24 protein-coding genes are annotated in these 19,638 nt (G+C 62.3%); 21 read left to right on the top strand and 3 right to left on the bottom strand.

All coding sequences use genetic code 11. The annotated features are described in order from the left end of the window. Nucleotides 1-51 precede the first annotated feature (51 nt). The 5 genes from rsfS to pgsA all read left to right on the top strand — a co-directional run bounded on the left by rsfS (nt 52) and on the right by pgsA (nt 4,193). The gene (gene rsfS, locus G453_RS0104750) at nt 52-462 is read left to right on the top strand and encodes a ribosome silencing factor (protein ID WP_027190125.1); all 411 of its coding nucleotides are present in this window, start codon (nt 52-54) and stop codon (nt 460-462) included. Further along, nucleotides 459-1,997, top strand: a complete 1,539-nt coding sequence (gpmI, locus tag G453_RS0104745; RefSeq protein WP_027190124.1) for a 2,3-bisphosphoglycerate-independent phosphoglycerate mutase — start codon at nt 459-461, stop codon at nt 1,995-1,997. Before rsfS ends, gpmI begins: the two co-directional genes overlap by 4 nt. A 3-nt stretch (nt 1,998-2,000) precedes the next feature. Further along, nucleotides 2,001-2,243 carry a hypothetical protein gene (locus G453_RS0104740; RefSeq protein WP_027190123.1) on the top strand — a complete coding sequence of 81 codons (243 nt, stop codon included), beginning with the start codon at nt 2,001-2,003 and terminating at the stop codon, nt 2,241-2,243. Between the two features lie 67 nt (nt 2,244-2,310). Further along, nucleotides 2,311-3,600, top strand: a complete 1,290-nt coding sequence (locus G453_RS0104735) for an N-acetylmuramoyl-L-alanine amidase (protein WP_084502101.1) — start codon at nt 2,311-2,313, stop codon at nt 3,598-3,600. A gap of 8 nt (nt 3,601-3,608) precedes the next feature. Then, nucleotides 3,609-4,193 carry a CDP-diacylglycerol--glycerol-3-phosphate 3-phosphatidyltransferase gene (gene pgsA, locus G453_RS0104730; RefSeq protein ID WP_235731694.1) on the top strand — a complete coding sequence of 195 codons (585 nt, stop codon included), beginning with the start codon at nt 3,609-3,611 and terminating at the stop codon, nt 4,191-4,193. Here the strand turns inward: pgsA and tatA are convergent. Continuing rightward, nucleotides 4,190-4,381, bottom strand: a complete 192-nt coding sequence (gene tatA, locus G453_RS0104725) for a twin-arginine translocase TatA/TatE family subunit (protein ID WP_027190120.1) — start codon at nt 4,379-4,381, stop codon at nt 4,190-4,192. The two genes, pgsA and tatA, sit on opposite strands and share 4 nt — an antisense overlap. Before the next feature lie 75 nt (nt 4,382-4,456). Between tatA and G453_RS0104720 the strand changes: the two genes are divergently transcribed. From G453_RS0104720 to G453_RS22390, 12 genes are all read left to right on the top strand, one after another. Further along, the gene (locus tag G453_RS0104720) at nt 4,457-4,828 is read left to right on the top strand and encodes a hypothetical protein (protein WP_027190119.1); all 372 of its coding nucleotides are present in this window, start codon (nt 4,457-4,459) and stop codon (nt 4,826-4,828) included. Between the two features lie 187 nt (nt 4,829-5,015). Beyond that, entirely contained in the window at nt 5,016-5,684 is a 669-nt protein-coding gene (locus G453_RS0104715) for a hypothetical protein (RefSeq protein ID WP_027190118.1), read from the top strand. Nucleotides 5,685-5,687: 3 nt separating this feature from the next. Next, nucleotides 5,688-6,350: an HAD family hydrolase gene (locus G453_RS0104710; RefSeq protein WP_051271696.1), complete on the top strand. Its 663-nt coding sequence runs from the start codon at nt 5,688-5,690 to the stop codon at nt 6,348-6,350. 120 nt (nt 6,351-6,470) lie between these two features. Further along, nucleotides 6,471-6,776 carry a YggT family protein gene (locus G453_RS0104705; RefSeq protein WP_027190116.1) on the top strand — a complete coding sequence of 102 codons (306 nt, stop codon included), beginning with the start codon at nt 6,471-6,473 and terminating at the stop codon, nt 6,774-6,776. 13 nt (nt 6,777-6,789) lie between these two features. Beyond that, on the top strand, nt 6,790-7,308 hold the full coding sequence (locus tag G453_RS22395; RefSeq protein ID WP_051271692.1) for a DivIVA domain-containing protein: 519 nt from the start codon (nt 6,790-6,792) through the stop codon (nt 7,306-7,308). A 104-nt stretch (nt 7,309-7,412) separates the two neighbouring features. Then, complete coding sequence (locus G453_RS0104695) at nt 7,413-7,727, top strand: DUF167 domain-containing protein (protein WP_027190115.1); 315 nt, start codon at nt 7,413-7,415, stop codon at nt 7,725-7,727. Nucleotides 7,728-7,748: 21 nt separating this feature from the next. Next, on the top strand, nt 7,749-7,982 hold the full coding sequence (locus tag G453_RS0104690; protein ID WP_027190114.1) for a DUF465 domain-containing protein: 234 nt from the start codon (nt 7,749-7,751) through the stop codon (nt 7,980-7,982). A 3-nt stretch (nt 7,983-7,985) separates the two neighbouring features. Beyond that, on the top strand, nt 7,986-9,686 hold the full coding sequence (ilvB, locus tag G453_RS0104685; RefSeq protein WP_027190113.1) for a biosynthetic-type acetolactate synthase large subunit: 1,701 nt from the start codon (nt 7,986-7,988) through the stop codon (nt 9,684-9,686). 10 nt (nt 9,687-9,696) lie between these two features. After that, the gene (gene ilvN / locus G453_RS0104680) at nt 9,697-10,176 is read left to right on the top strand and encodes an acetolactate synthase small subunit (RefSeq protein WP_027190112.1); all 480 of its coding nucleotides are present in this window, start codon (nt 9,697-9,699) and stop codon (nt 10,174-10,176) included. Between the two features lie 138 nt (nt 10,177-10,314). Then, nucleotides 10,315-11,307 (top strand): ketol-acid reductoisomerase, encoded by a 993-nt coding sequence (gene ilvC / locus G453_RS0104675; protein WP_027190111.1) that lies wholly within the window; start codon nt 10,315-10,317, stop codon nt 11,305-11,307. An 87-nt stretch (nt 11,308-11,394) separates the two neighbouring features. Then, nucleotides 11,395-11,874 (top strand): hypothetical protein, encoded by a 480-nt coding sequence (locus G453_RS0104670; RefSeq protein ID WP_156920803.1) that lies wholly within the window; start codon nt 11,395-11,397, stop codon nt 11,872-11,874. Then, nucleotides 11,871-12,287: a bacteriohemerythrin gene (locus tag G453_RS22390; RefSeq protein ID WP_051271683.1), complete on the top strand. Its 417-nt coding sequence runs from the start codon at nt 11,871-11,873 to the stop codon at nt 12,285-12,287. The genes G453_RS0104670 and G453_RS22390 overlap by 4 nt, the downstream gene beginning before the upstream one ends. Before the next feature lie 96 nt (nt 12,288-12,383). On the opposite strand, the gene G453_RS0104660 is transcribed toward G453_RS22390, so the two are convergent. Continuing rightward, nucleotides 12,384-12,620, bottom strand: a complete 237-nt coding sequence (locus G453_RS0104660; protein WP_027190109.1) for an amphi-Trp domain-containing protein — start codon at nt 12,618-12,620, stop codon at nt 12,384-12,386. 382 nt (nt 12,621-13,002) lie between these two features. Between G453_RS0104660 and G453_RS22385 the strand changes: the two genes are divergently transcribed. From G453_RS22385 to G453_RS22380, 3 genes are all read left to right on the top strand, one after another. Then, nucleotides 13,003-14,061 (top strand): glycosyl hydrolase family 8, encoded by a 1,059-nt coding sequence (locus G453_RS22385; RefSeq protein WP_051271677.1) that lies wholly within the window; start codon nt 13,003-13,005, stop codon nt 14,059-14,061. Further along, on the top strand, nt 14,061-16,865 hold the full coding sequence (locus G453_RS0104650; protein ID WP_027190108.1) for a cellulose synthase subunit BcsC-related outer membrane protein: 2,805 nt from the start codon (nt 14,061-14,063) through the stop codon (nt 16,863-16,865). The genes G453_RS22385 and G453_RS0104650 overlap by 1 nt, the downstream gene beginning before the upstream one ends. A 180-nt stretch (nt 16,866-17,045) precedes the next feature. Continuing rightward, nucleotides 17,046-17,633 (top strand): rhodanese-like domain-containing protein, encoded by a 588-nt coding sequence (locus tag G453_RS22380; protein WP_043644387.1) that lies wholly within the window; start codon nt 17,046-17,048, stop codon nt 17,631-17,633. A 221-nt stretch (nt 17,634-17,854) separates the two neighbouring features. Here G453_RS22380 and G453_RS0104640 read toward each other — a convergent pair whose 3' ends face one another. Continuing rightward, complete coding sequence (locus G453_RS0104640) at nt 17,855-18,121, bottom strand: hypothetical protein (protein WP_027190107.1); 267 nt, start codon at nt 18,119-18,121, stop codon at nt 17,855-17,857. Nucleotides 18,122-18,273: 152 nt separating this feature from the next. Here G453_RS0104640 and G453_RS0104635 point away from each other — a divergent pair, with 152 nt between their 5' ends. Next, nucleotides 18,274-19,452: a TOBE domain-containing protein gene (locus G453_RS0104635; RefSeq protein ID WP_084502100.1), complete on the top strand. Its 1,179-nt coding sequence runs from the start codon at nt 18,274-18,276 to the stop codon at nt 19,450-19,452. The last annotated feature ends 186 nt before the right edge of the window (nt 19,453-19,638 follow it).

Genomic DNA, 19,638 nt, shown 5'->3' with positions numbered 1-19,638 from the left:
GTTTGCGGACTGAGGTCAAAGCCTGTAGGAAGGGGCCACGGAAGAAAAAATATGGAAAAAACCAAGAAAGACACCATCGCGACCAGTGAAAAAGTCCGCCTCGTGGCCACCTGGCTTTACGAAAAGAAAGCCAAGGACCTCGTGGCCCTGGACCTGACCAAAGTGTGCACCGTCACCGAATCCATGATCGTGGCCACCGCCGCAAACATCCGCCAGGCCCAGGCCATGGCCGATCACGTGCTGGCCATGTGCGCCCTGGAGGGTTTCTCCTTCCTGGGCATGGACGGCTACAAGACCGGACAGTGGATCCTCGTGGACTTAAACGACGTGTTCGTGCACATCTTCATGGACGAGTTCCGCCAATTCTACAACATCGAGGGCCTGTGGTCCGAAGGCACGGAAATCCCCCTGCCCAAGGCTCCCGCTCCCTCCACTGACAAAGACTCCGACTTCGATTCATGAACAAGACGCCAACTCTGCTTCTTATCCTGGACGGCTGGGGCATCGCCCCGGCCGGACCGGGAAACGCCGTCACGCTGGCCTGCGCCGCGAACCTGACCGGGCTGGCCGAAAAATACCCGCACGCGCGCCTCAAATGTTCCGGAAGGGCCGTAGGCCTCCCGGACGGGTTCATGGGTAACTCCGAAGTGGGGCACATGAACATCGGCGCTGGCCGGGTGGTCTATCAGGACATGACCCGCATCGACGTGGCCATCGAGGACCGCAGCCTGTGGGCCAACCCTGTGCTGAAAGACATGGCCGACAAGGTCGCAGCCAGCGGCGGGAAGCTCCATTTGATGGGCCTGGTCTCGGACGGCGGGGTCCACAGCCATCAGCGACATGTTGAAGCGTTACTTGAGGTTTTCCGCGACCTGGGCGTGAAACACGTGTTCCTGCACTGTTTCCTGGACGGGCGCGACACCCCACCAGAGAGCGGCGCGGGCTACGTGGAGTCGCTTATGGCGGCTGCAAAGCGCATCGGATGCGGGAGCGTGGCCTCCGTTACCGGGCGTTTCTACGCCATGGACCGCGACAAGCGCTGGGAGCGCGTGGCCGAAGCCTACGCCGCGCTGACAGACGGGCAGGGCACGCTGGTGGCCGATCCTGTGGCCGCAATCCGGGATTCCTACGCATCGGGCGTCACCGACGAGTTCGTCAAGCCGAGCCTGGTTTGCGGCGCGGACGTCAAGCCGCTGGCGCTTATCGAAGACGGCGACGCCGTGTTCTTCTTCAATTTCCGCGCTGACCGCGCCCGCGAGATCACCAAGGCTTTCATCGATCCCGGCTTCGACGCGTTCACGCGTGCAAAGACTCCAGCCCTGGCGGCCTACGCCACCATGACCGAATACGAGTCCACCTTCGGGCTGCCCGTGGCCTTCGCGCCTGAAGAGCTGACCAACACCCTGGGGCAGGTCTATTCCGAGGCGGGCCTGAAGCAGTTGCGCATCGCCGAGACCGAGAAGTACGCCCACGTCACCTACTTTCTGAACGGCGGGCGCGAAGAGGCCTTCCCCGGCGAGGACCGGGTGATGATCCCCTCGCCGCGCGAGGTGGCCACCTACGACCTCAAGCCCCAGATGAGCGTGTACGAAGTCACCGCCGCCTTCGAGCAGGCCTGGGCCAAGGGCTACGATCTGGTGGTCTGCAACCTGGCTAACCTGGACATGGTGGGGCACACCGGCATCGTGGAGGCCGCCGTGGCCGCATGCAGGGCCGTGGACGAGTGCGTGGGACGGATCGTGTCCACCGTGCTGGCCTCGAATGGTCGCGTTCTGGTTACCGCCGACCACGGCAACGCCGAAGAGATGATCACCGCTGACGGCGGCAAGATGACCGCGCACACCCTGAACGAGGTCCCGCTCATCCTGGTGGACCCGTCACGCGTCGACGCGAAACTTTCGGACGGAAAGCTGGCCGATCTGGCCCCCACCATTCTCAAACTGGCCGGGCTCGCTCAGCCCCAGCAGATGACCGGGCGCTGCCTGGTGGAGGACTGATCCGTGTCCGAGAAGAAGAAGCCCGTCACCCCGGTCAAGCCCAGCGGGCTGGAGCTTGTTTACCTGTATCCGTGCCCGTTTTGCGTGCGCGAGGTGCCCCTCATCGCGCCCACCAAGCCCACCATGGCCCAGTGCGACGCCTGCCATCAGCGCTTCCCGGTGGTTCCCGCCGACGAGAAGACCGTGCGGTTCATGAAGCTCATGACCGCCAGCGGCAGGGCTGGCATCGACCCGGACTTTCTATAGCCGCCGGACTTTGTCTGACGAAAATTGTGGTGACGCGCCCTGCGGGCTGCTATGAGTCGTCACATCCATGAGCCGCATTATCAGCACGATTCCTCCCGATTCTTCTTCGTCGCATGACGGCGACGCCTCTTCATCAGGGCGTTCTCCTGGTGCGTGCGGATCACCTGTCGGCATCGGGCTGGCAATGGCTCCTGAAGTGGACCCTCCTGTTGAGTCCGCATCGGCCCGGACCCTCACCAGACGAAACGCCCTGAGCGTCCTGGCGTCCGCCTGCCTGGCCCTGGCCGTGCCATCCGGCGTGCGGGCTGCTTCAGACGCCAGCGGCGATCTGGCCACCAAGGGGCGCGAACTGCTTCTTGCCGGAAAGCCCGGAGAGGCCGTGACCGCCCTGAAGGAGGCTGCCCGCCTGGACCCAGCCAACCCCTGGGTGTTCAACCTGCTGGGCCGGGCCTATTCGCAGGCCGGACAACCCTATCAGGCTGCGGAGAGCTTCCGCGCTGCCCTTCGCATCGACCCATCCGACGGCTATTCCCGCATGATGCTGGACATGCTCTCCCAGAATCCTGTCCCCGTCCCCAAGGGAGAGGGCAGGCCGACCCGCCATGCGCGCAAATCCCAGATGGAGGAAGACGCCGCCAGGGAATTCGAGAGTTACGCCGCCAGCGGCAAGCCTCCTGGCGCGCGGCTCATCGTGCTGGATGCCGGCCACGGCGGCACGGACAAGGGGGTCTCGGGCGCGACTGGCCTTGCCGAAAAGGCCGTCACCCTGGAACTGGCCAAAAAGCTGGCCCAGGCGCTGGCCTCCAAAACCGAAGGCAAGGCGGGCCTGCGCGTGCTCTTCACCCGCGAGACGGACCACGACCAGCCTCTTTGGGCCAGGGCCGCCACTGCCGGGCTTTTCGGGGCAGATCTTTTCATCTCCCTGCACTGCACGGCCTCGCTGCCCGGACATTCCGGGCTGGAGCTCTATACGTACGCGCCAGAGGCCTCGGACGCCCAGGCCCAGGCCGTGGCCGACATGGAGAACGGCGTCACCCGATTCGAGCGCTCGCTTCCTCCCAGAGCGCCCCTGCCCGCCGCTCCGGAGTTCCTGGCCTCCTGGCAGACCCGGCGTCTGGCAGGCTCGAGCCGCCTGCTGGCGGAGCGTCTGGCTGCCGAACTCAAGGCCGAGAAGGCGCAGGGCGTTCCTGTCCGCGGCGCGCCTTTGAAGGTGCTGTCCGGCGCGCGCTGCCCGGCCCTGGTTGTGCAGGCGGGATTTCTCTCCAGTCCGGCGGACGAGGCGCAGCTCAAGACCTCGGAAACGCTTGACAAGCTGGCCTCGGCACTGGCCGGGGCCTTGACGCGAAGCCTCGGATGAGGTTTTGAATGCGCATGGGCTCCGCCTCGGAAAACTGGACGATCCCCAATGCGCTCACCGTGGCGCGTATCCTGTTCACGCCGCTTTTCGTGGTCTTCTTCCTGGACGGAAAACATCTGGCGGCCCTGTCCCTGTTCTTCCTGGCAGGCGTCACCGACGCGCTGGATGGGTTCCTGGCCCGCGTGCTCAACCAGCGCTCGCCTCTTGGGGCCATCCTGGACCCGCTGGCGGACAAGTTCCTGCTGGTGGCGGCCTACGTCTGCCTGGCATATGCGGGATGGATTCCGGCCTGGCTGGCCGTGGCCGTGGTCAGCCGGGACGTTATCATCCTGGGCGGAGTGGCCCTTTTGAACTTCTGGGGCCAGGACATGCGCTCGCGCATCCGGCCAAGCCTGGTCAGCAAGGCGACCACGCTTCTTCAGATGGCGCTCATCCTGGCGGTGTTCCTGCACGACGCCGCAGGCTGGGAAGGCATGGCGGATTGGGCCGTGGAGGCCCTGGTGTGGGCTACGGCCGTGCTGACGGTGGTTTCAGGCGGGCATTACGTGGCCAGGGGGCTGGCCATGTTCACGGGCGGGCAGGGGAAGGACTAGGGCTTTGGCTTGTCGTCCTTGTCTTTGTCCTTGGTGATGTCGATTTCATCAGGCTCCGATGCGGAGCGGCGAAAATCCTTGATGGCCTTGCCCAGGCCGCGACCCAGTTCCGGCAGCTTGCTGCCGCCGAAAAGAAGCAGGATGACGATCAGAATGAGTGAAAGTTCCCATACTCCGAGTCCGAACATGCCAAGCCTCCGGTTGTCGATTGAAGGCAAGGCTACACCGCCGTATGCGCCCGGTCAAGCCAGGGCGGGCGCGGCGTGAGCCAGATACTGCGCCTGCCCGCGCCCGCCTGCCGCCACAACGTGCGCGGGCGTTGCGATTACGAGGAAATCCTCAATCCCGGCTACGACCCAGAATACCGCTGCCGGGTGCTGGTGCGCCTGCAGCAGGTCTACGACACCTTCCTGGCCCAGGCCGACGCCTTCGACCTGGATGAATCCAAGGCCACGGGCATCTGGGAGAAGCGTTTCCGGGAAGTCTGCAGCGAGGATACGGGTTGTCAGGAATATGAGCCGGATGATACGAACTCTTATCCCGGCTGTGCGCTCTGCCTGGGGGACGTCTGCGTGATCAGGCTCCCGGAGTGCGGCGGACGCTGCCGGAACTACACACCCAAACCACGGGGATGACCCACGGTCTATGAGCTTGGAAACAAAAGATTTTCTCGTCAATGTCCCCGCCCTCAGTCCCAGGACCTTTCCAAACGCCCCCGAGGCTGTCCGGTTCCTGAATCCGGGCCTTGCCGCCCCGGCGGAGCAGGGCGCTCCAGAAGCTGCAAACGCTCCAAACGCATGGTTCAGGCCTGAGAACCTCCCCATGGCCGAGCCAGTGGTCAAGTCCATGCTTGCCCAGTTCGTCCAGATGGCCAGGGACGCCAGGCGCGCCGGAGACCTCTCCGCGTTCGCCTCCGCCCATAGGCAGGACTTCCACTCCGGCACCAGCTTCGCCATTCGCGACGACATCCGGGCCGTTCAGTCCGGGGACGCAGCCGCGCTCGAGAACGCGAAGCTCCTGTCCACGGCGCAGACCGAGCTGTGCCTGGCCTGGGCCCTGGAAGAGGTCGCCCTGGAGCTGGCCGGTCTGGAAGACAAGCTCGACAGCCAGTGGGCCGTGTTCGAACAGTCACTGGGCCTTGAAGACGACGACGCCATCGGCGGCGAGGGCGCTTCCCTGGCGGGAGCCAGGCCGGACCTCGTGCCCGGCGGTCCGGGCGTGCCCTCTGCGGTGCTGATGGACGCCGTGCTGACTTTCGTGCCCCCGCAGTGCGGGCTCTACTGCGCCGACGAGCGCCTCCTGGGCGACTGGGAGGAGTACGGCGCGGCCTTTGTCCCGGCCACCCCGGAGACCCTGGCCCGCTTCGGGCTGAAGGGGGCCTTCCGTCAGGCCAGCCTGCCCGGGCATCTGCTCTGTTTCTCCAAGCGGCCCGACCCGGCCAAGCCCTGGCTGGACGCCCCGCGTCTGGTTGTCGCCCCCAGCGAGGTCTGATTCATGTCCGAGAGCATAACTGTCATCCGCGAGTCTTTGCTGCACGGCATCAAAGGCATCATCTTCGATTGCGACGGCGTTCTGGTCGATTCCAAGGACGCCAACCGCATGTACTACAATCTGGTGCGCCAGAGGCTCGGCATGCTGCCCATGACCCCCGACGAAGAGGACTTTGTCCACGCCCACGCGGTCATGGCCTCCATCGCGCACATCGTTCCGGTGGAGCGTCTGGCGGAGGCCGAGGCCATCCGGCGCGAGATCGACTATTCCGAGATCATGCCGTTCACGTATCTGGAGTCCGGTCTGGTCGAGTTCCTGGATATGCTGCGGGCGAAGAAGTACCTGCTGGCCGTGAACACCAACCGCACGGACTCCATGGAGATGCTGCTGGAGAACTTCGAACTGGAAGGATACTTCTCCCCGGTGATCACTGCGGGCAAGGTCAGCCATCCCAAGCCCAACCCGGAGGGCGTCCACAGCATCCTGAAACACTGGAACCTCACCCGGCACGAGGTGGCCTACATCGGAGACTCCATCGTGGACGAGCAGACCGCCCGCGCCGCCGGGGTGGCCTTCTGGGCCTACAAGAATTCCAGGCTTGCCGCACACCATCACGTGACGAGCTTTGAAAGCCTGCACGCATGCTTTCTGGACGGGCCCTGCTAGGCCGTTCCGGAGCTTTGCGGAGCAAAACGGTAGGGGAAAAGCCCTTGATTCGCAGGGCAACGTGTGAGACTCTAACCTAGCCGTGAAAAATCCGGCCTAGCCTGCAATACGGGGAACGACATGCCTTTCGTGGGACCGTTGATCAAGACTTTGGCCATGATTCTGGACTTCGCTTTCGGTGCGTACAAGTGGGTGTTCATCATCGCCGCCGTGATTTCCTGGATCCGGCCCGATCCGTATCATCCGATCGTCCGCTTTCTCTACTCCGCCACGGAGCCCGTGCTCTACCGGGTGCGTCGAATGATGCCCTTCGTCATGGTCGGCGGGATGGACCTCTCCCCTGTAGTGGTCATTCTGGCCTTGCAGTTCATCGGACAGGTGTTCATCGTCGAGTCGTTGTTCCAACTGGCCTTCATGGTGCGTTAACCGGGAGAACTGCGTGACGGTCTCCAAGATCGACCTCCTGGGAAAGAAATTCAACCGCTGCATGCGCGGGTACTGCACCGAAGAGGTGGACCTGGTCATGCACGACGCCGCCGAGGCGCTGGGCGAGGCCGCCGACGAGAACCGCAGGCTCATGGAGCGTCTGGTGGAGCTCGAACGCGTGCAGGCTTCGCGCAGCCCGGACCCTGCCCTCTCCCAGCCAGCTTCGGACATGCGCGGCACCCTGGCCGCCGGACGCAAGATCGTGGAGGAAATCCACGGCAACGCCCGGCGCGACGCGCAGCGCATTCTCGAGGACGCCCGCCTGGAGGCCGCGCGTATAAAAGCCGACGCCAACCTCATGAAGGCCCGCATCTTCGAGGAAATCGCCGAGATGCGCGCCCAGCGCGAAGCCTTCGAGCAGGAGCTGCGAAAGCTCCTCGAAGACCATTTCCGGCTGCTGGAGTCCTCCGAGACCTCTTCGGCTTCGGGCCAGTCCGACGGGGAGTTCACCTTCGTCGAAGGGCGGGAATAGCGTAACGTCTTTGAAAGACATGAGTATGTTTTCACGGGTTTATAATTCTCTTTGGTTAGGCTTATATGCAGTATGAACGAATTTTGAGGGCGCGGCACTAGGCCATGGACACTCCGTCCTATGCCGAGGCGGCCAAGGACGGCGGATACCGCGTCCGGGTGTGGGTGCAGCCGGGGGCCAAACAGGACGCCGCCCTTGGCGTGGTGGACGGCAGGCTCAAACTGAAGCTGCGCGCCCCCGCCGTGGACAACAAGGCCAATGCGGCGCTGGTGCTCTTTCTCTCGAAGTATTGGGGGCTTCCCAGAAGCGCCCTGGAAATTTCCGCTGGCCAGACCGGCAGGAAAAAGACGATACGCGTATCATCGGGCTACACGCCCGGATGGGGCGCAATGGAACAGGCAATGGAGGATTCGGAGTAACCTTAACAGGAGGCAACGGCCATGGACAGTCGCGATCTGGAGCTTATCGCCAAGCACAGCGAGTCGGACGTGGAGCTCAGGGCGCTTTACAGCGAACACGTGGCCTTCGACAAGCTTATCGACAAGCTGGAAGGCAAATCTTTCCTCAATGCCACCGAGGACCTGGAAATCAAGGAACTCAAGAAAAAGAAGCTGGCAGGCAAAACCCGTATCCAAACCATCCTGGATAAATACCGTCAGGCGGAGGCTAATTAATTTATGGAACTGACCGGGGCCCAGATACTCCTCGAGTCCTTGGGACGCGAGGGAGTGGACGTTCTTTTCGGCTTCCCCGGGGGCGCGGTGATAGACATTTACCACCAGATCCCCAACTATCCCAACTTGAAGCACGTGCTGGTACGCCATGAGCAAGGCGCTATCCACATGGCCGACGGCTATGCGCGCGCCACGGGCAAGGTAGGGGTATGCCTGGTAACGTCGGGTCCCGGCGCCACAAATACCGTCACGGGCATCGCCACGGCCTACATGGATTCCATCCCCGTGGTGATCATCACCGGGCAGGTGCCCACGCCGCTCATCGGCAACGACGCCTTCCAGGAAGTGGACATCGTGGGCATCACCCGGCCCTGCACCAAGCACAACTACCTGGTGAAGGACATCACCAAGCTGGCCAAGACCATCAAGGAAGCCTTCTTCCTTGCCCAGTCAGGCCGCCCCGGGCCTGTGCTCATCGACCTGCCCAAGGATCTCCAGCAGCAAAAGTGCACCTACAGCTATCCCAAAAAGGTCTCCATGCGGGGTTACAACCCGCACTACGATCCCAACGTCAAGCAGGTGCGCAAGGTTGCTGAGCTGCTCTGCAAGTCCAAGCATCCCGTCATCTATGCCGGAGGCGGCGTCATAAGCTCCGGCGCGTCCAAGGAAGTCACCAAGCTGGCCCAGACCTACGGCGTCCCGGTTACGGCCACGCTCATGGGCCTGGGCTGCTTCCCTGGCGACGACCCCATGTGGCTCGGCATGCTCGGCATGCACGGCACCTACGCGGCCAACCACTCGATATCCAACGCGGACCTCATCCTGGCGGTGGGGGCGCGCTTCGACGACCGGGTCACCGGCAAGCTCTCGGAGTTCGCCACCAAGGCCACCATGGTCCACATCGACATCGACCCCACCTCCATCCAGAAGAACGTGCACGTGCATGTGCCCATCGTGGCCGACTGCCGCCTGTTCATGGAAGCCCTCAACAAGGAGATGGCGGCCATCGTGGAAGAGGGCGAGGGGTGTCCGCCAAAGACCAAGTGGCTTGAGCAGACCGCCGAATGGAAGGCCAAGCATCCGCTCAAGTACAAGCCTGCTGCCAAGGGCGGCATGATAAAGCCCCAGTCCGTGGTGGAAGCCCTGTACAAGATCACCAAGGGCGACTGTATCATCGCCACCGAGGTGGGGCAGAACCAGATGTGGGCCGCCCAGTTCTTCAACTACAAAAAGCCCCGGACCCTGCTGACGTCGGGGGGACTTGGCACCATGGGCTACGGCTTCCCTGCGGCCATAGGCGCGCAGGCGGCCTTCCCGGAGAAGCTGGTCATAGACGTGGCGGGCGACGGCTCCATCCAGATGTGCATCCAGGAGCTGGCCACTGCCGTGTGCTACAACCTGCCCGTGAAGATCGTCATCCTGAACAACGGCTACCTGGGCATGGTGCGCCAGTGGCAGGAACTCTTCTACGAGAAGAACTACTGCAACACCTGCATGGACGTTGCCCCGGACTTCGTGAAGCTGGCCGAGGCCTACGGCGCGGCGGGTTTCCGCGTCACGCAGGCCAAGGACCTGGAAGCCACGCTCAAAGAGGCTTTCGCGACGCCCAAGCCCTGCATTGTGGATGTGGTCGTGGACCCTGAGGAGAACGTCTATCCCATGGTCCCTGCCGGCAAATCCCTCACTGAAATGATCCTGGTTTAAGGAGGACGCCGTGCGCCACATTCTCTCCATTCTCGTGGAAAACGAGCCGGGCGTCCTCTCGCGCGTTTCGGGCCTGTTTTCCGGCAGAGGCTTCAACATCGAGACCCTGAACGTGGCCCCCACCCTCGAGGAAGGGGTGTCCATCATGACCATCTCCACCACTGGGGATGAGCAGATCATAGAACAGATAATTAAGCAGCTTCGCAAGCTGGTCACCGTGATCAAGGTCGTGGACCTGACCGAGGTGAAGAACGTCGAACGCGAGATGATGCTCCTCAAGGTGTCCGCAGAAGAGGGCAAGCGCGCGGAAATACTGCGCATCGTGGACGTGTTCCGTTGCAAGGTGGTGGACGTGGGCTTCGACGAGCTGACCATCGAGATCACCGGCACGCAGGACAAGCTGACCGCGCTCATCAACCTGATGCAGCGCTTCGGCATAAAAGAGATCGCGCGCACCGGCGCGGTGGCCATGCGCCGCTCCATGCAGTAGCGGTCAATTCAGATCAATCGTGGGGCGCGCCTTGGGGCGCGCCCCATTCCTGCTTGCGGAACAGACAGTTTTCGTCTAATCTGCACGTCCCGCGACAATCAGCCATCCCTCTCTATAAGATGCAAAGGAGCCCTTTCGATGAAAGTCTTCTACGATTCCGACGCCGACCTGTCCCTGCTGAAAGATAAAACCGTTGCCATCATCGGCTACGGCTCCCAGGGCCACGCCCACGCCCAGAACCTGCGCGATTCCGGCGTCAAGGTCGTCATCGGCCAGCGCGAAGGCGGCCCCAACTGGAAGCTCGCCAAAGAGCACGGCTTCGAGCCCATGGACGCCGCCCAGGCTTCCGCCGCCGCCGACGTCATCATGATCCTGGTGCAGGACCAGCTCCAGGCCGAGATCTACGAATCCAGCATCAAGCCCAACCTGAAGGCCGGAAAGACCCTGGCTTTCGGACACGGCTTCAACATTCACTTCAACCAGATCGTGCCCCCGGCCGACGTTGACGTGATCATGATCGCCCCCAAGGGACCCGGCCACATGGTGCGCCGCGTCTACACCGAAGGCTCCGGCGTGCCCTGCATCGTGGCTGTCCACCAGGACGCCACCGGCAAGGCCTTCCAGACCGCCCTGGCCTACGCCAAGGGCGTTGGCGGCACCCGCTCCGGCGTGCTCCAGACCACCTTCACCGAAGAGACCGAGACCGACCTCTTCGGCGAGCAGGCAGTTCTGTGCGGCGGCGTCTCCGAGCTGGTCAAGGCCGGCTTCGAGACCCTGGTCAACGCCGGGTACCAGCCCGAGATCGCCTACTTCGAGTGCCTGCATGAGCTCAAGCTCATTGTGGACCTGATCTACGAGGGCGGCCTGGCCAAGATGCGCTACTCCATCTCCGACACCGCCGAGTACGGCGACTACACCCGTGGCCCTCGCATCATCACCGACGAGACCCGGGCCGAGATGAAGAAGATCCTGACCGAGATCCAGACCGGCCAGTTCGCCAAGGACTTCATCCTGGAGAACAAAGCCGGTGGCCGCGCCCACTTCCTGGCCATGCGCCGCGTCAACGCCGCGCACCAGATCGAGGAAGTCGGCGGCAAGCTGCGCTCCATGATGAGCTGGCTGAAAAAATAATTCGCCGAAATGCCTTAAAAAAAGGCCGTGCCCCTGGACGGGGGCACGGCCTTTTTCTATATAGAGTTCGATGTTGGAGGGGTGACGGTGACGAATGTGGCGGTGGCGCATAGCGCCTGTCCTCGAAGCGGTATCGCGCTTGTAATTCGGCGCATGGTCCTATGCTCGACGTTCGTGCTGGTCCTGCTGTCGGCGCTGATCCAGCCGCTCAGTGCGCAAGACAAGCGCGACGGGCACTATTGGCGTGCCATCCCCGAAACCGAAAAGCTGGACATCCTGCTGGGGCTGTTCGACGGCATGGCCCTTTCCGAAAGCCTCATCCACATTGTAATCCGTGAGAACTATTCGGTTTGTTCCGACGTGATCGAAAGCATCATGGCGCAGACCGCGAAATACATGGACAACGTGACCACCGCACAGCTCGCGACCGGCCTGGATACGTTCTATGAAGACGCCGCCAATCGAAACATCCCGATTTTCTGGGGGACCTGGGTGGTTGCCCGCCAGATCAAAGGCGACAAGAACGTGAACACGTTCATCAAGGAACTCAGGAGAGCTCATAAATGATCAATGCGCCTGCCGAATGGGATCCGAGCCTGAATTTGGGGCATGACCTCACCGACAAGCAGCACAGGGCACTTTTCGACATGATCCTCGAACTGGACAGGCGCGTTTCCAAGGGTGAGTTCGGCCAGGGGGTGCTGGACGCGTTGCAGGGCATGAAGAGCTACGCGGCTTCACACTTCGCCGCCGAGGAGCATTTCATGGCCAGGGCCGGATGGCCGAAGCTTGCCCAGCATCAATGTCTGCACGGCGAATTTCTGCAAAAGACCAGCATGTTCGGCGGCGAGGCCCTCATCGACAGCGAGTGGACATCGCTTGATCTGCTGCGCTTCCTGCTGGTCTGGCTGGTGAAGCACGTCAAGGTGCAGGACCGGGAATTCTTCGACTGGCTGGCGGCCAACCGCACGGACGCGTAGCAGGGCGGCAAGGCGCCTTCTTCCAAAACAACAGCGGCCCGTGCCTTGCGGCACGGACCGGTGGACAAACGGGAACTGGTCATCCAGTCCGCAAGGCTAGGCGGTCGGGACGCACCAGGACAATTCTATTTTGATGGAACCCTTCTGGCCGTTTTCCTTGGCTTTGATCTTGCCTTTGCACTCCACTTCGATCTGCCCGCCCACTTCCACTTCGCCGTCGGGCGTCACCAGCTTGCCCTGAGCCAGGTCGTCCGCGATTTTCCTCAGCATGACGGCCGCGTCGTAGCGCAGGACGGTCTCCTCAACATCCATGAGAACGGTTTTCTCTCCCATGTTCAGCCTCCAGTATTCAAACGTTGGAGAACTCTAGCGCACTTTTCCTCCTTCTGCATGACAAAATTACGAAGATTACCTGCCGTGTCGGGCCGGACCGTCGCATTTCTTCAGGCTATCGGCGCGCGTCGACATGAGCCGTACGGCTTTGCGATGGGGATTATCCGAGGCAACGGGTCGCCTCGCGTCAGGAATTTTGTGCTGATTTTGGAACAGCCATTATGGCTGGCCAAGATGTTCAATGACAAATTAAAACAAATCGCGTCATTGACACTTGACAGAGCATGTATAAAGCGGTTCTCAATGTGCCTGGGCCGTTCGAATGGATTGCATCCGGCTGCCTTCCCTGCGGCAGCAACGCGACATTCGCCAATGAGGTGTCATGAGTCTTTTCCGCGCAACCCGTCTGGCCGGATTATGCGCCCTGGCAGCGCTCTTGCTGGCCTCACCCGATTCCATCCAGGCTGCCGATGCGCCTCCGGAATGGACATACTACAAGGCGACCTTCGTCCAGAAGGATGGCCGGGTCATCGATTTCTTCAATAAACAGATGAGCCATTCCGAAGGCCAGAGCTTTACCATGTATCTGGCCCTGTCCTTCGACGAGCCTGAACTTTTCGACACAGTCTGGACGTGGACCCGCAACAATCTGTCCACGTCGCAATCGGATGGGCTGTTTGCATGGTCCTGGGGCAGGCGCGAAGACGGTTCCTGGGGCGTGCTGGACGCGAACAACGCCACCGACGCGGACATCTTCCTGGCCTGGACGCTCCTTCGCGCCGGGGAGCGTTGGAAGCGGCATGAGTATGTCGACGCTTCGAAGGCCATCGCCCAGGCCATCCGGGCGCGCCTGACCGTCGCGTCCGGCGGCTACACCATCCTGCTGCCTGGTCGTGAAGGGTTCGTCGACCAGGGCGAAGTGGCCTTCAACCCCTCGTACTTCATCTTCCCGGCCTTTTACGACCTGGCCCGCACCGGCGACGCCGACTTCTGGCGGGCGCTGCACGCCTCCTGCCGGGAGCTCTTGTCGAAATCCCTGGCCGGACCGCTCAAGCTGCCGCCGGACTGGGTGCTTCTGGCCAAGGGCGTCTTCTCTCCCTGGGGAGAGAAGGGGCGCGCCTTCTCCTACGATGCCATCCGCGTGCCCCTGTATCTGGCCTGGGACCTGGACCGCAAAAGTCTGGCCGGGTTCACTGCGCTCCTGGACATGTTCAGGGAAAAGGGCGCGTTGCCCGCCAGTATCGGGGTCGCTCCGGGAGTTGGGAACGGAGGTGACGCCTCAGCCGGTTTCTACGCGATCCTGGCCCGCGCGGCGCAGACGCTGGGCGACGGCCAGACCGCCTCGGACCTGTGGCGCAAGGCAGAGTCCGTTCTCCCCAACGAAAAGCAGAACTACTATTCCTACGTTCTGTTCCTGATGGCCAAAACGCGAGGTCTGTAATGAAGCTCGTGTACGTCCTGATGTTGGCAGCCATGTTGTTCGGCTGCGCAACCTCCGCACTGGCCCAGGGCAGCGTGGAACGGAGCGCGCAGGGACCTTCCGTGGTCCGTGAACCATCCGCAGGGGTGCGAACGGAGTCCCAGGAGCCCGTGGCGGTGGAGCGTTCAGTCCAGGAAGGCCGCCGCAGCGGGGCCGGACAATCCGGGCAGGCCTCGCGGGTATCCCTGTCCGCCGAGCAGCTCCTTTCCATGGGCTGGGAGCGTTTCAGCGCAGGCGACTGGAAGCAGGCCGAGGAGGCCTTCTCCCTGGCGCTTGCCTCCGGGAACGCAGACGCCCAGATGCGCGCGCGCCTCGGGCTGGGGTACGCCTCGCTTCGCCTGGGCGATCTTCCCAAGGCCCGCGAGAACTTCCAGAAGGCTTTTGACGCCGGCTACAACGTGCAGGAAACCCTCCCGGCGCTCCTGACCGTGCTGAAGGCTCAGGGCGACAGGGAAACCCTGGCGCGCTACATTCAGAAGCTGCCCGAAAACCAACGCTCCCAGTGGGCGCAGCTTGCGCCAGTCGAGCCACCCAGGCAGGTTGCCGATGCCCCGGAGAGCGGCGTTCGTGCCGCGATTGCCCAGGCCGGGAACAATCCGTCGGCCTCGCGGCTTCAGGCCATCCTTTCGCAGCACGCGACCGGGTTATCCGCCTGCGCCGACGCGGACGTGTATCTCAAGATTGCCCAGGGGCTGGTCGGCCAGGGGCTTGAGGCCCAGGCCAAGCCGGTATTCGCGCGGCTCCTGTCCTGTCCGAAGCTTGATTTCGGCGTCCGCATGGGGGCTTTCTACGATCTTGCAGCCATCACGGACCCGGAGATCGTGCGCGACAGCCTGCACCGCTACCAGGAGACGGCCCGAGGCCTGACCCCGCGCCAGCAGATGGCCCTGCGTGACCTGGCCCTGGTGCTGGACAAGAAGCAGATGGGCAGGCCGGGCGTTTCCCAGGCCACGCGAGTGGAACTGGCGCGCTCCATCCTGAACGCCGACCCTGCCGACCCGGACGCGCGCGCCATGCTGGCCTGGGACGCCCTCAACCAGGGTGATTTCACCAAGGCCCTCGACAGTTTCCGCACCTTGGCCGGGCAATATCCCAAACGCGAGGACGTGCAGTTGGGGCTGGGCTACAGCCTGCTCAAGCTGGGCCGGGCGGACGAGGCGCTTTCCGTTGTGGCCGCTTCGGGCAAGACCGATGATCCCTTGATGAAGGATCTTGCCTATCAGGCTTATGTGCAGCAGGCGTTTGCCGCCGTGGAAGCCAAGGACTACGCCGCAGCCGGAGCATTTACGGCCAAGGCGCGGGCCATCTGGCCGGACGGCGTCCAGGTGCGGGAGGCCGAAGCCTGGACGGCCTACGGCAAAGGCGATTACGCCACCGCCTACGCTGCGTTCCAGGAACGCTACAAGGCGACCGGCGACTCGCGCTTTCTCTCCCCCATGGTCCTGTCGCTTTCCAACAGCGGGCAGCGCGTGAAGGCTTTTGAAACCGCAGCCCGGATGGCTGCGGACCAGAACCCGGAATCGCACAAGGCCGCCGCGCGGTTCTATCGCGAGCAGAACGCCCCCATCCTGGCAGCCCAAGCCGCGAAATCCGGTGGCGTCGCGGACGACTGCTGCGCCAATGCCGATACCCAGATGGTGGATGTGCGAGCCTTCGTGCGCTCCAAAACCGGGGACAGTGGCTTCTCCAGACTGACCGAATGGACCGCGCCCGTGGGGTATTCCTGGGCCAGCCAGAATGGCTGGAGAGTGGGAGCGACCGTCGCACCCAGCTTCCTGAACAGCGGGAGCGCCCCGGCCGATCCGTACGCCGGTTCCTATTACGCCCGCGTATCGGGCGTGGCTCCGCGCAACTCGCTCATCACGGAGGCCACTGTCTACACGCCGACCTTGTCCCTGGACATCGAAGGGCCTTACCGCTGGCGGCTTACTGCCGGCACGAGCCCCATCGGCGGCCCCGTGTCCGTCATGCCGACCTTCAGCGCCAACGTCTCTTCGCCCACCTGGGAATTGCAACTGCACCAGAAGCCGGTGACGGAATCCATGCTGTCCTGGATCGGCCAGCGCGATCCGTACAGTTCGAAGACCTGGGGCCGGGTGATGCGAAGCGGCGCTCAGGGCTCGTACGTGTTCGCTCCGGCAGACGACTGGTTCATGAGCCTTGGCGGCGGAGCGGAGTACCTCTGGGGTGAGCACGTGGCCGACAACGTGGGCCTGAAAGGCAACGCGTCCGCCGGGCGCACCTTCAAGCTGGCGGAAAACGAACTGGCGCTGGGCGTTTTCGCCACCATCAAGCACTACAGCCGCAACCTGAACTTCTACACCTTCGGCAACGGCGGCTACTACAGTCCGGACCTGCTGTTCATCACCGGGCCATTCGTGCGGCTGCGTTCGCCCGAATGCCGGGATTACTGGTTCGATCTGGAAGGCTCGGTGGGCTACATGTACGAGCGGACCGCCAGCGCGGCCAAGTATCCCCTGGCGGGCGCGTCGGTCTTCGGGCTCTCCTCAGCGCAGCTTGAAGAGTACGCCGGACACTATTCCGGGAAGAGCGAGACAAAATTCGCCTATTCCGCCAAAGGCGAGGCCCTGAAGCTCCTGTCTCCCTATTTTGCCGCAGGGGTCTTTGGCGGGATCAGCAACGCCGCCGACTATCGCGAAGCCTTCGGCGGCGTGGGAATGCGGGTCTTCTTCGATCCGCAGAAAGGATTCTGGGCGCCCAAGGGGCTTTTCCGGTCCTACACGCCGCTTGACAGGGATCAATGATCATCAGCTTTTGCTGAACAAGCGGGTTGTCTGCCAGTATGCATCGTATTTTTGTCCGGTATCAGTGGAATTCGTCGTAAAATGGTCGAATTATTTGCCCATTGTCCTTTGCAACAAGCTTCTGTATGGAATGAAAAGCTGCTCATTTCATTCGGAAACCACTACTGAAGAGGGATAACTATGAGGAAACTCACGATCATCCTGACTGCGGTCGCCGCGAGCACCATGCTTTGGGCCGCCCTGGTCCTGGCGCAGCCCGCGCCCAGCACTCCGGTTCCCACGGACACCCGCAAGCAGACGTCTCTGGGCAAGTACTGCAACTCCATGGAAGCCTACCTGATGTGGCGCGGCAAACCCAAGGAGGTCGTCATCCTGGATGTGCGCACCCCCGAGGAATACAGCTTTGTGGGCCACCCTGAGATGGCTGTGAACATTCCTGTACAACTGTTTTCGGGGATTTTCGACGCAGAGAAGAAGACCTACGGCATGGCCGCCAACCCGGATTTCGTCGCCCAGGTCGCCAAGTCCGTCGATAAGAACGCCACCGTGCTGGTGATGTGCCGCAGCGGCCAGCGCGCCGCCGCAGCGGTCAACCTGCTCGCCCAGGCCGGATACACCAATGCATACAACATCGTGGACAGCTTCGAGGGAGACATGGTGACCGACCCGGAGAGCGTCTACAACAACAAACGCATGAAGAACGGCTGGAAAAACTACGGCCTGCCCTGGACCTACTCCCTGGACCCCAAGCTGGTCTGGACCAAGTAGTCTCGCTTTCTCCATGAAATCAGAAGGGCAGCCCCGCGAAAGCGAGGCTGCCCTATTTTGCGGCAATTGTACGGAAGGGGCGGGTGGCTGCGTTGCGCTACTGTTTCCCGTGCCCGTATCAGGCAGGCAGTGCCTGTCCTTGCGGCGACGCGAGACAGGCCAGGAGCCGCTAGGCGTCTGTTGTTTTCCGCAAGGCGATGGGCACAGCTATGGGGCGCATCTCAGCAGGCCTTCATGATACGGCAGACCAGCATGTGCAGGATGAGCCCGCCCGCCACCAGCCAGATAGCCCAGCCGTGCTGGATGGACATGGGCAGGCCGATTCCCGCTAAGGAGAGAGGCAGGGCCTGTCCGAAGAATGCCCCCATCTTCATGCGGCCGCCAACGCTCTTGCAGCCGATCTCCGGCGCGGGCAATGCGCCTCCCAGAAAAACCTCTACGATAAAGAGCAGCGTGAAGCAGGCTGCCAGGATGACGACAAGTTCCATGGAGTTCTCCTTCCGGCCAAAGATACCAGCCGGAGTTTCACGTATACGTCCTGGAGCCATCATCGCCAATCCACACACGTATTCTGAGTGATTCGTGACAATGGGACAAATGCGAAATTCGGTGGTAATAAGAAATCCTGAGGTGCTTCAGCATGATTCGAGACAATCTGGTCACATTTCTGAACTCGCTCGGCTCCGACGATCTCCGATTTGTCCTGGAAAAAATCGGCGGCAGCCCCGTTACGGACGGGAATACGCCCACGGCGGAGAGCGCAGCAGGACAACGCCGCAACGTTAAAGCTCCCTGTCCGGCGAAGACCTTCGATGTGCCCTCCGACGTCAAGCACCTGGACCATGTCCAGCTGATGGAACTGACCCAGGCGTTCCGCTCCTGGTACGAAGCCGTGGAAAGCCCGGCCCGCAGACGCTCGCGCGCGCGCATCTGGCTGCTGTTCCTGCTGATCCGCTACGGCGCGTTGAAACTCGGCGAGGCCATCGCCGTGGACGACCATCGCGACTTCGATTTCCAGCGCTCCGAACTGGAGGTGCGCGGCGAACACCAGCGCCGGGTGCAACTTCCCAAGGAAATAGCCCAGGAAATCGAATGCCTGCTTCAGGAACCCATGGCGGCGTCGCTTCGGGGAGAGGTGTTCAAGCTGGACCAGGGCTTCGTGCGCAGAAAATTCTATGAGCGCGCCGACGAATGCGGCCTGCCCAGGGATCTGGCCAACCCCAGGGTCATCAGGCATTCGCGGGCCGTGGAACTGCTGAGAGAGGGCGTGCCGCTCAAGGTTGTTCAGGCCATCATGGGGCACCAGAGCGTGAACCTCACGGCCCAGTACATCAATTTTTCCGAAGACGACATCCAGCGCATCGTAAACTTCTACATCCTCAAGGAAACGGAGAGGAAGACCAGCGCCCGCAATTCGTTCACCGGCAAGGTGACGTCCATCCGGTCGGGCAACATCCTGGCGGAGGTTGAAGTAACCACGCCGAGTGGCCTCAAGGTATCGTCGGTCATAACCCACGACAGCCTCGGGGCTCTAGGCATATCGGTCGGGTCCCTGGTCGTCGCAACGGTAAAGGCTCCATGGGTCATCCTGGTCAAGGAGGACATGAAGCTCAAAACCAGCGCCCGCAACAAGTACTGCGGGAAGATCATAAAGGTGAACGAGGGGCAGATTTCAGCCGAGGTGATCCTGGAGTTGGCCGACGGCACCAAGATATGTTCCCTGGTGACCGACGAGTCCGTCAGGGCGCTGGACCTGAAGGTTGGCGACGACATATGCGCCCTGTTCAAGGCCTTTTCGGTGATATTGAATGTAGAATAAAACGTGTTGCCCGCGCGCTTCACGAGCAGGGGGCATTTTGCCACACGTCGGCTAAAAATGATGTCATTTTGCCACACACCACTCTAACACTCTGAATTGTTGCGTTAAAATTCAGACTTTTCTGCGATGTCGCAGGCTTTCGGAGCATGGGTACTGCATCCTGCAAAACCCGTGTGCATCCTTTCT

The sequence above is a fragment of the Fundidesulfovibrio putealis DSM 16056 genome (assembly GCF_000429325.1).
Classification (GTDB): Bacteria; Desulfobacterota; Desulfovibrionia; order Desulfovibrionales; family Desulfovibrionaceae; genus Fundidesulfovibrio; species Fundidesulfovibrio putealis.
This window is presented reverse-complemented; position numbering and strand designations above follow the sequence as displayed.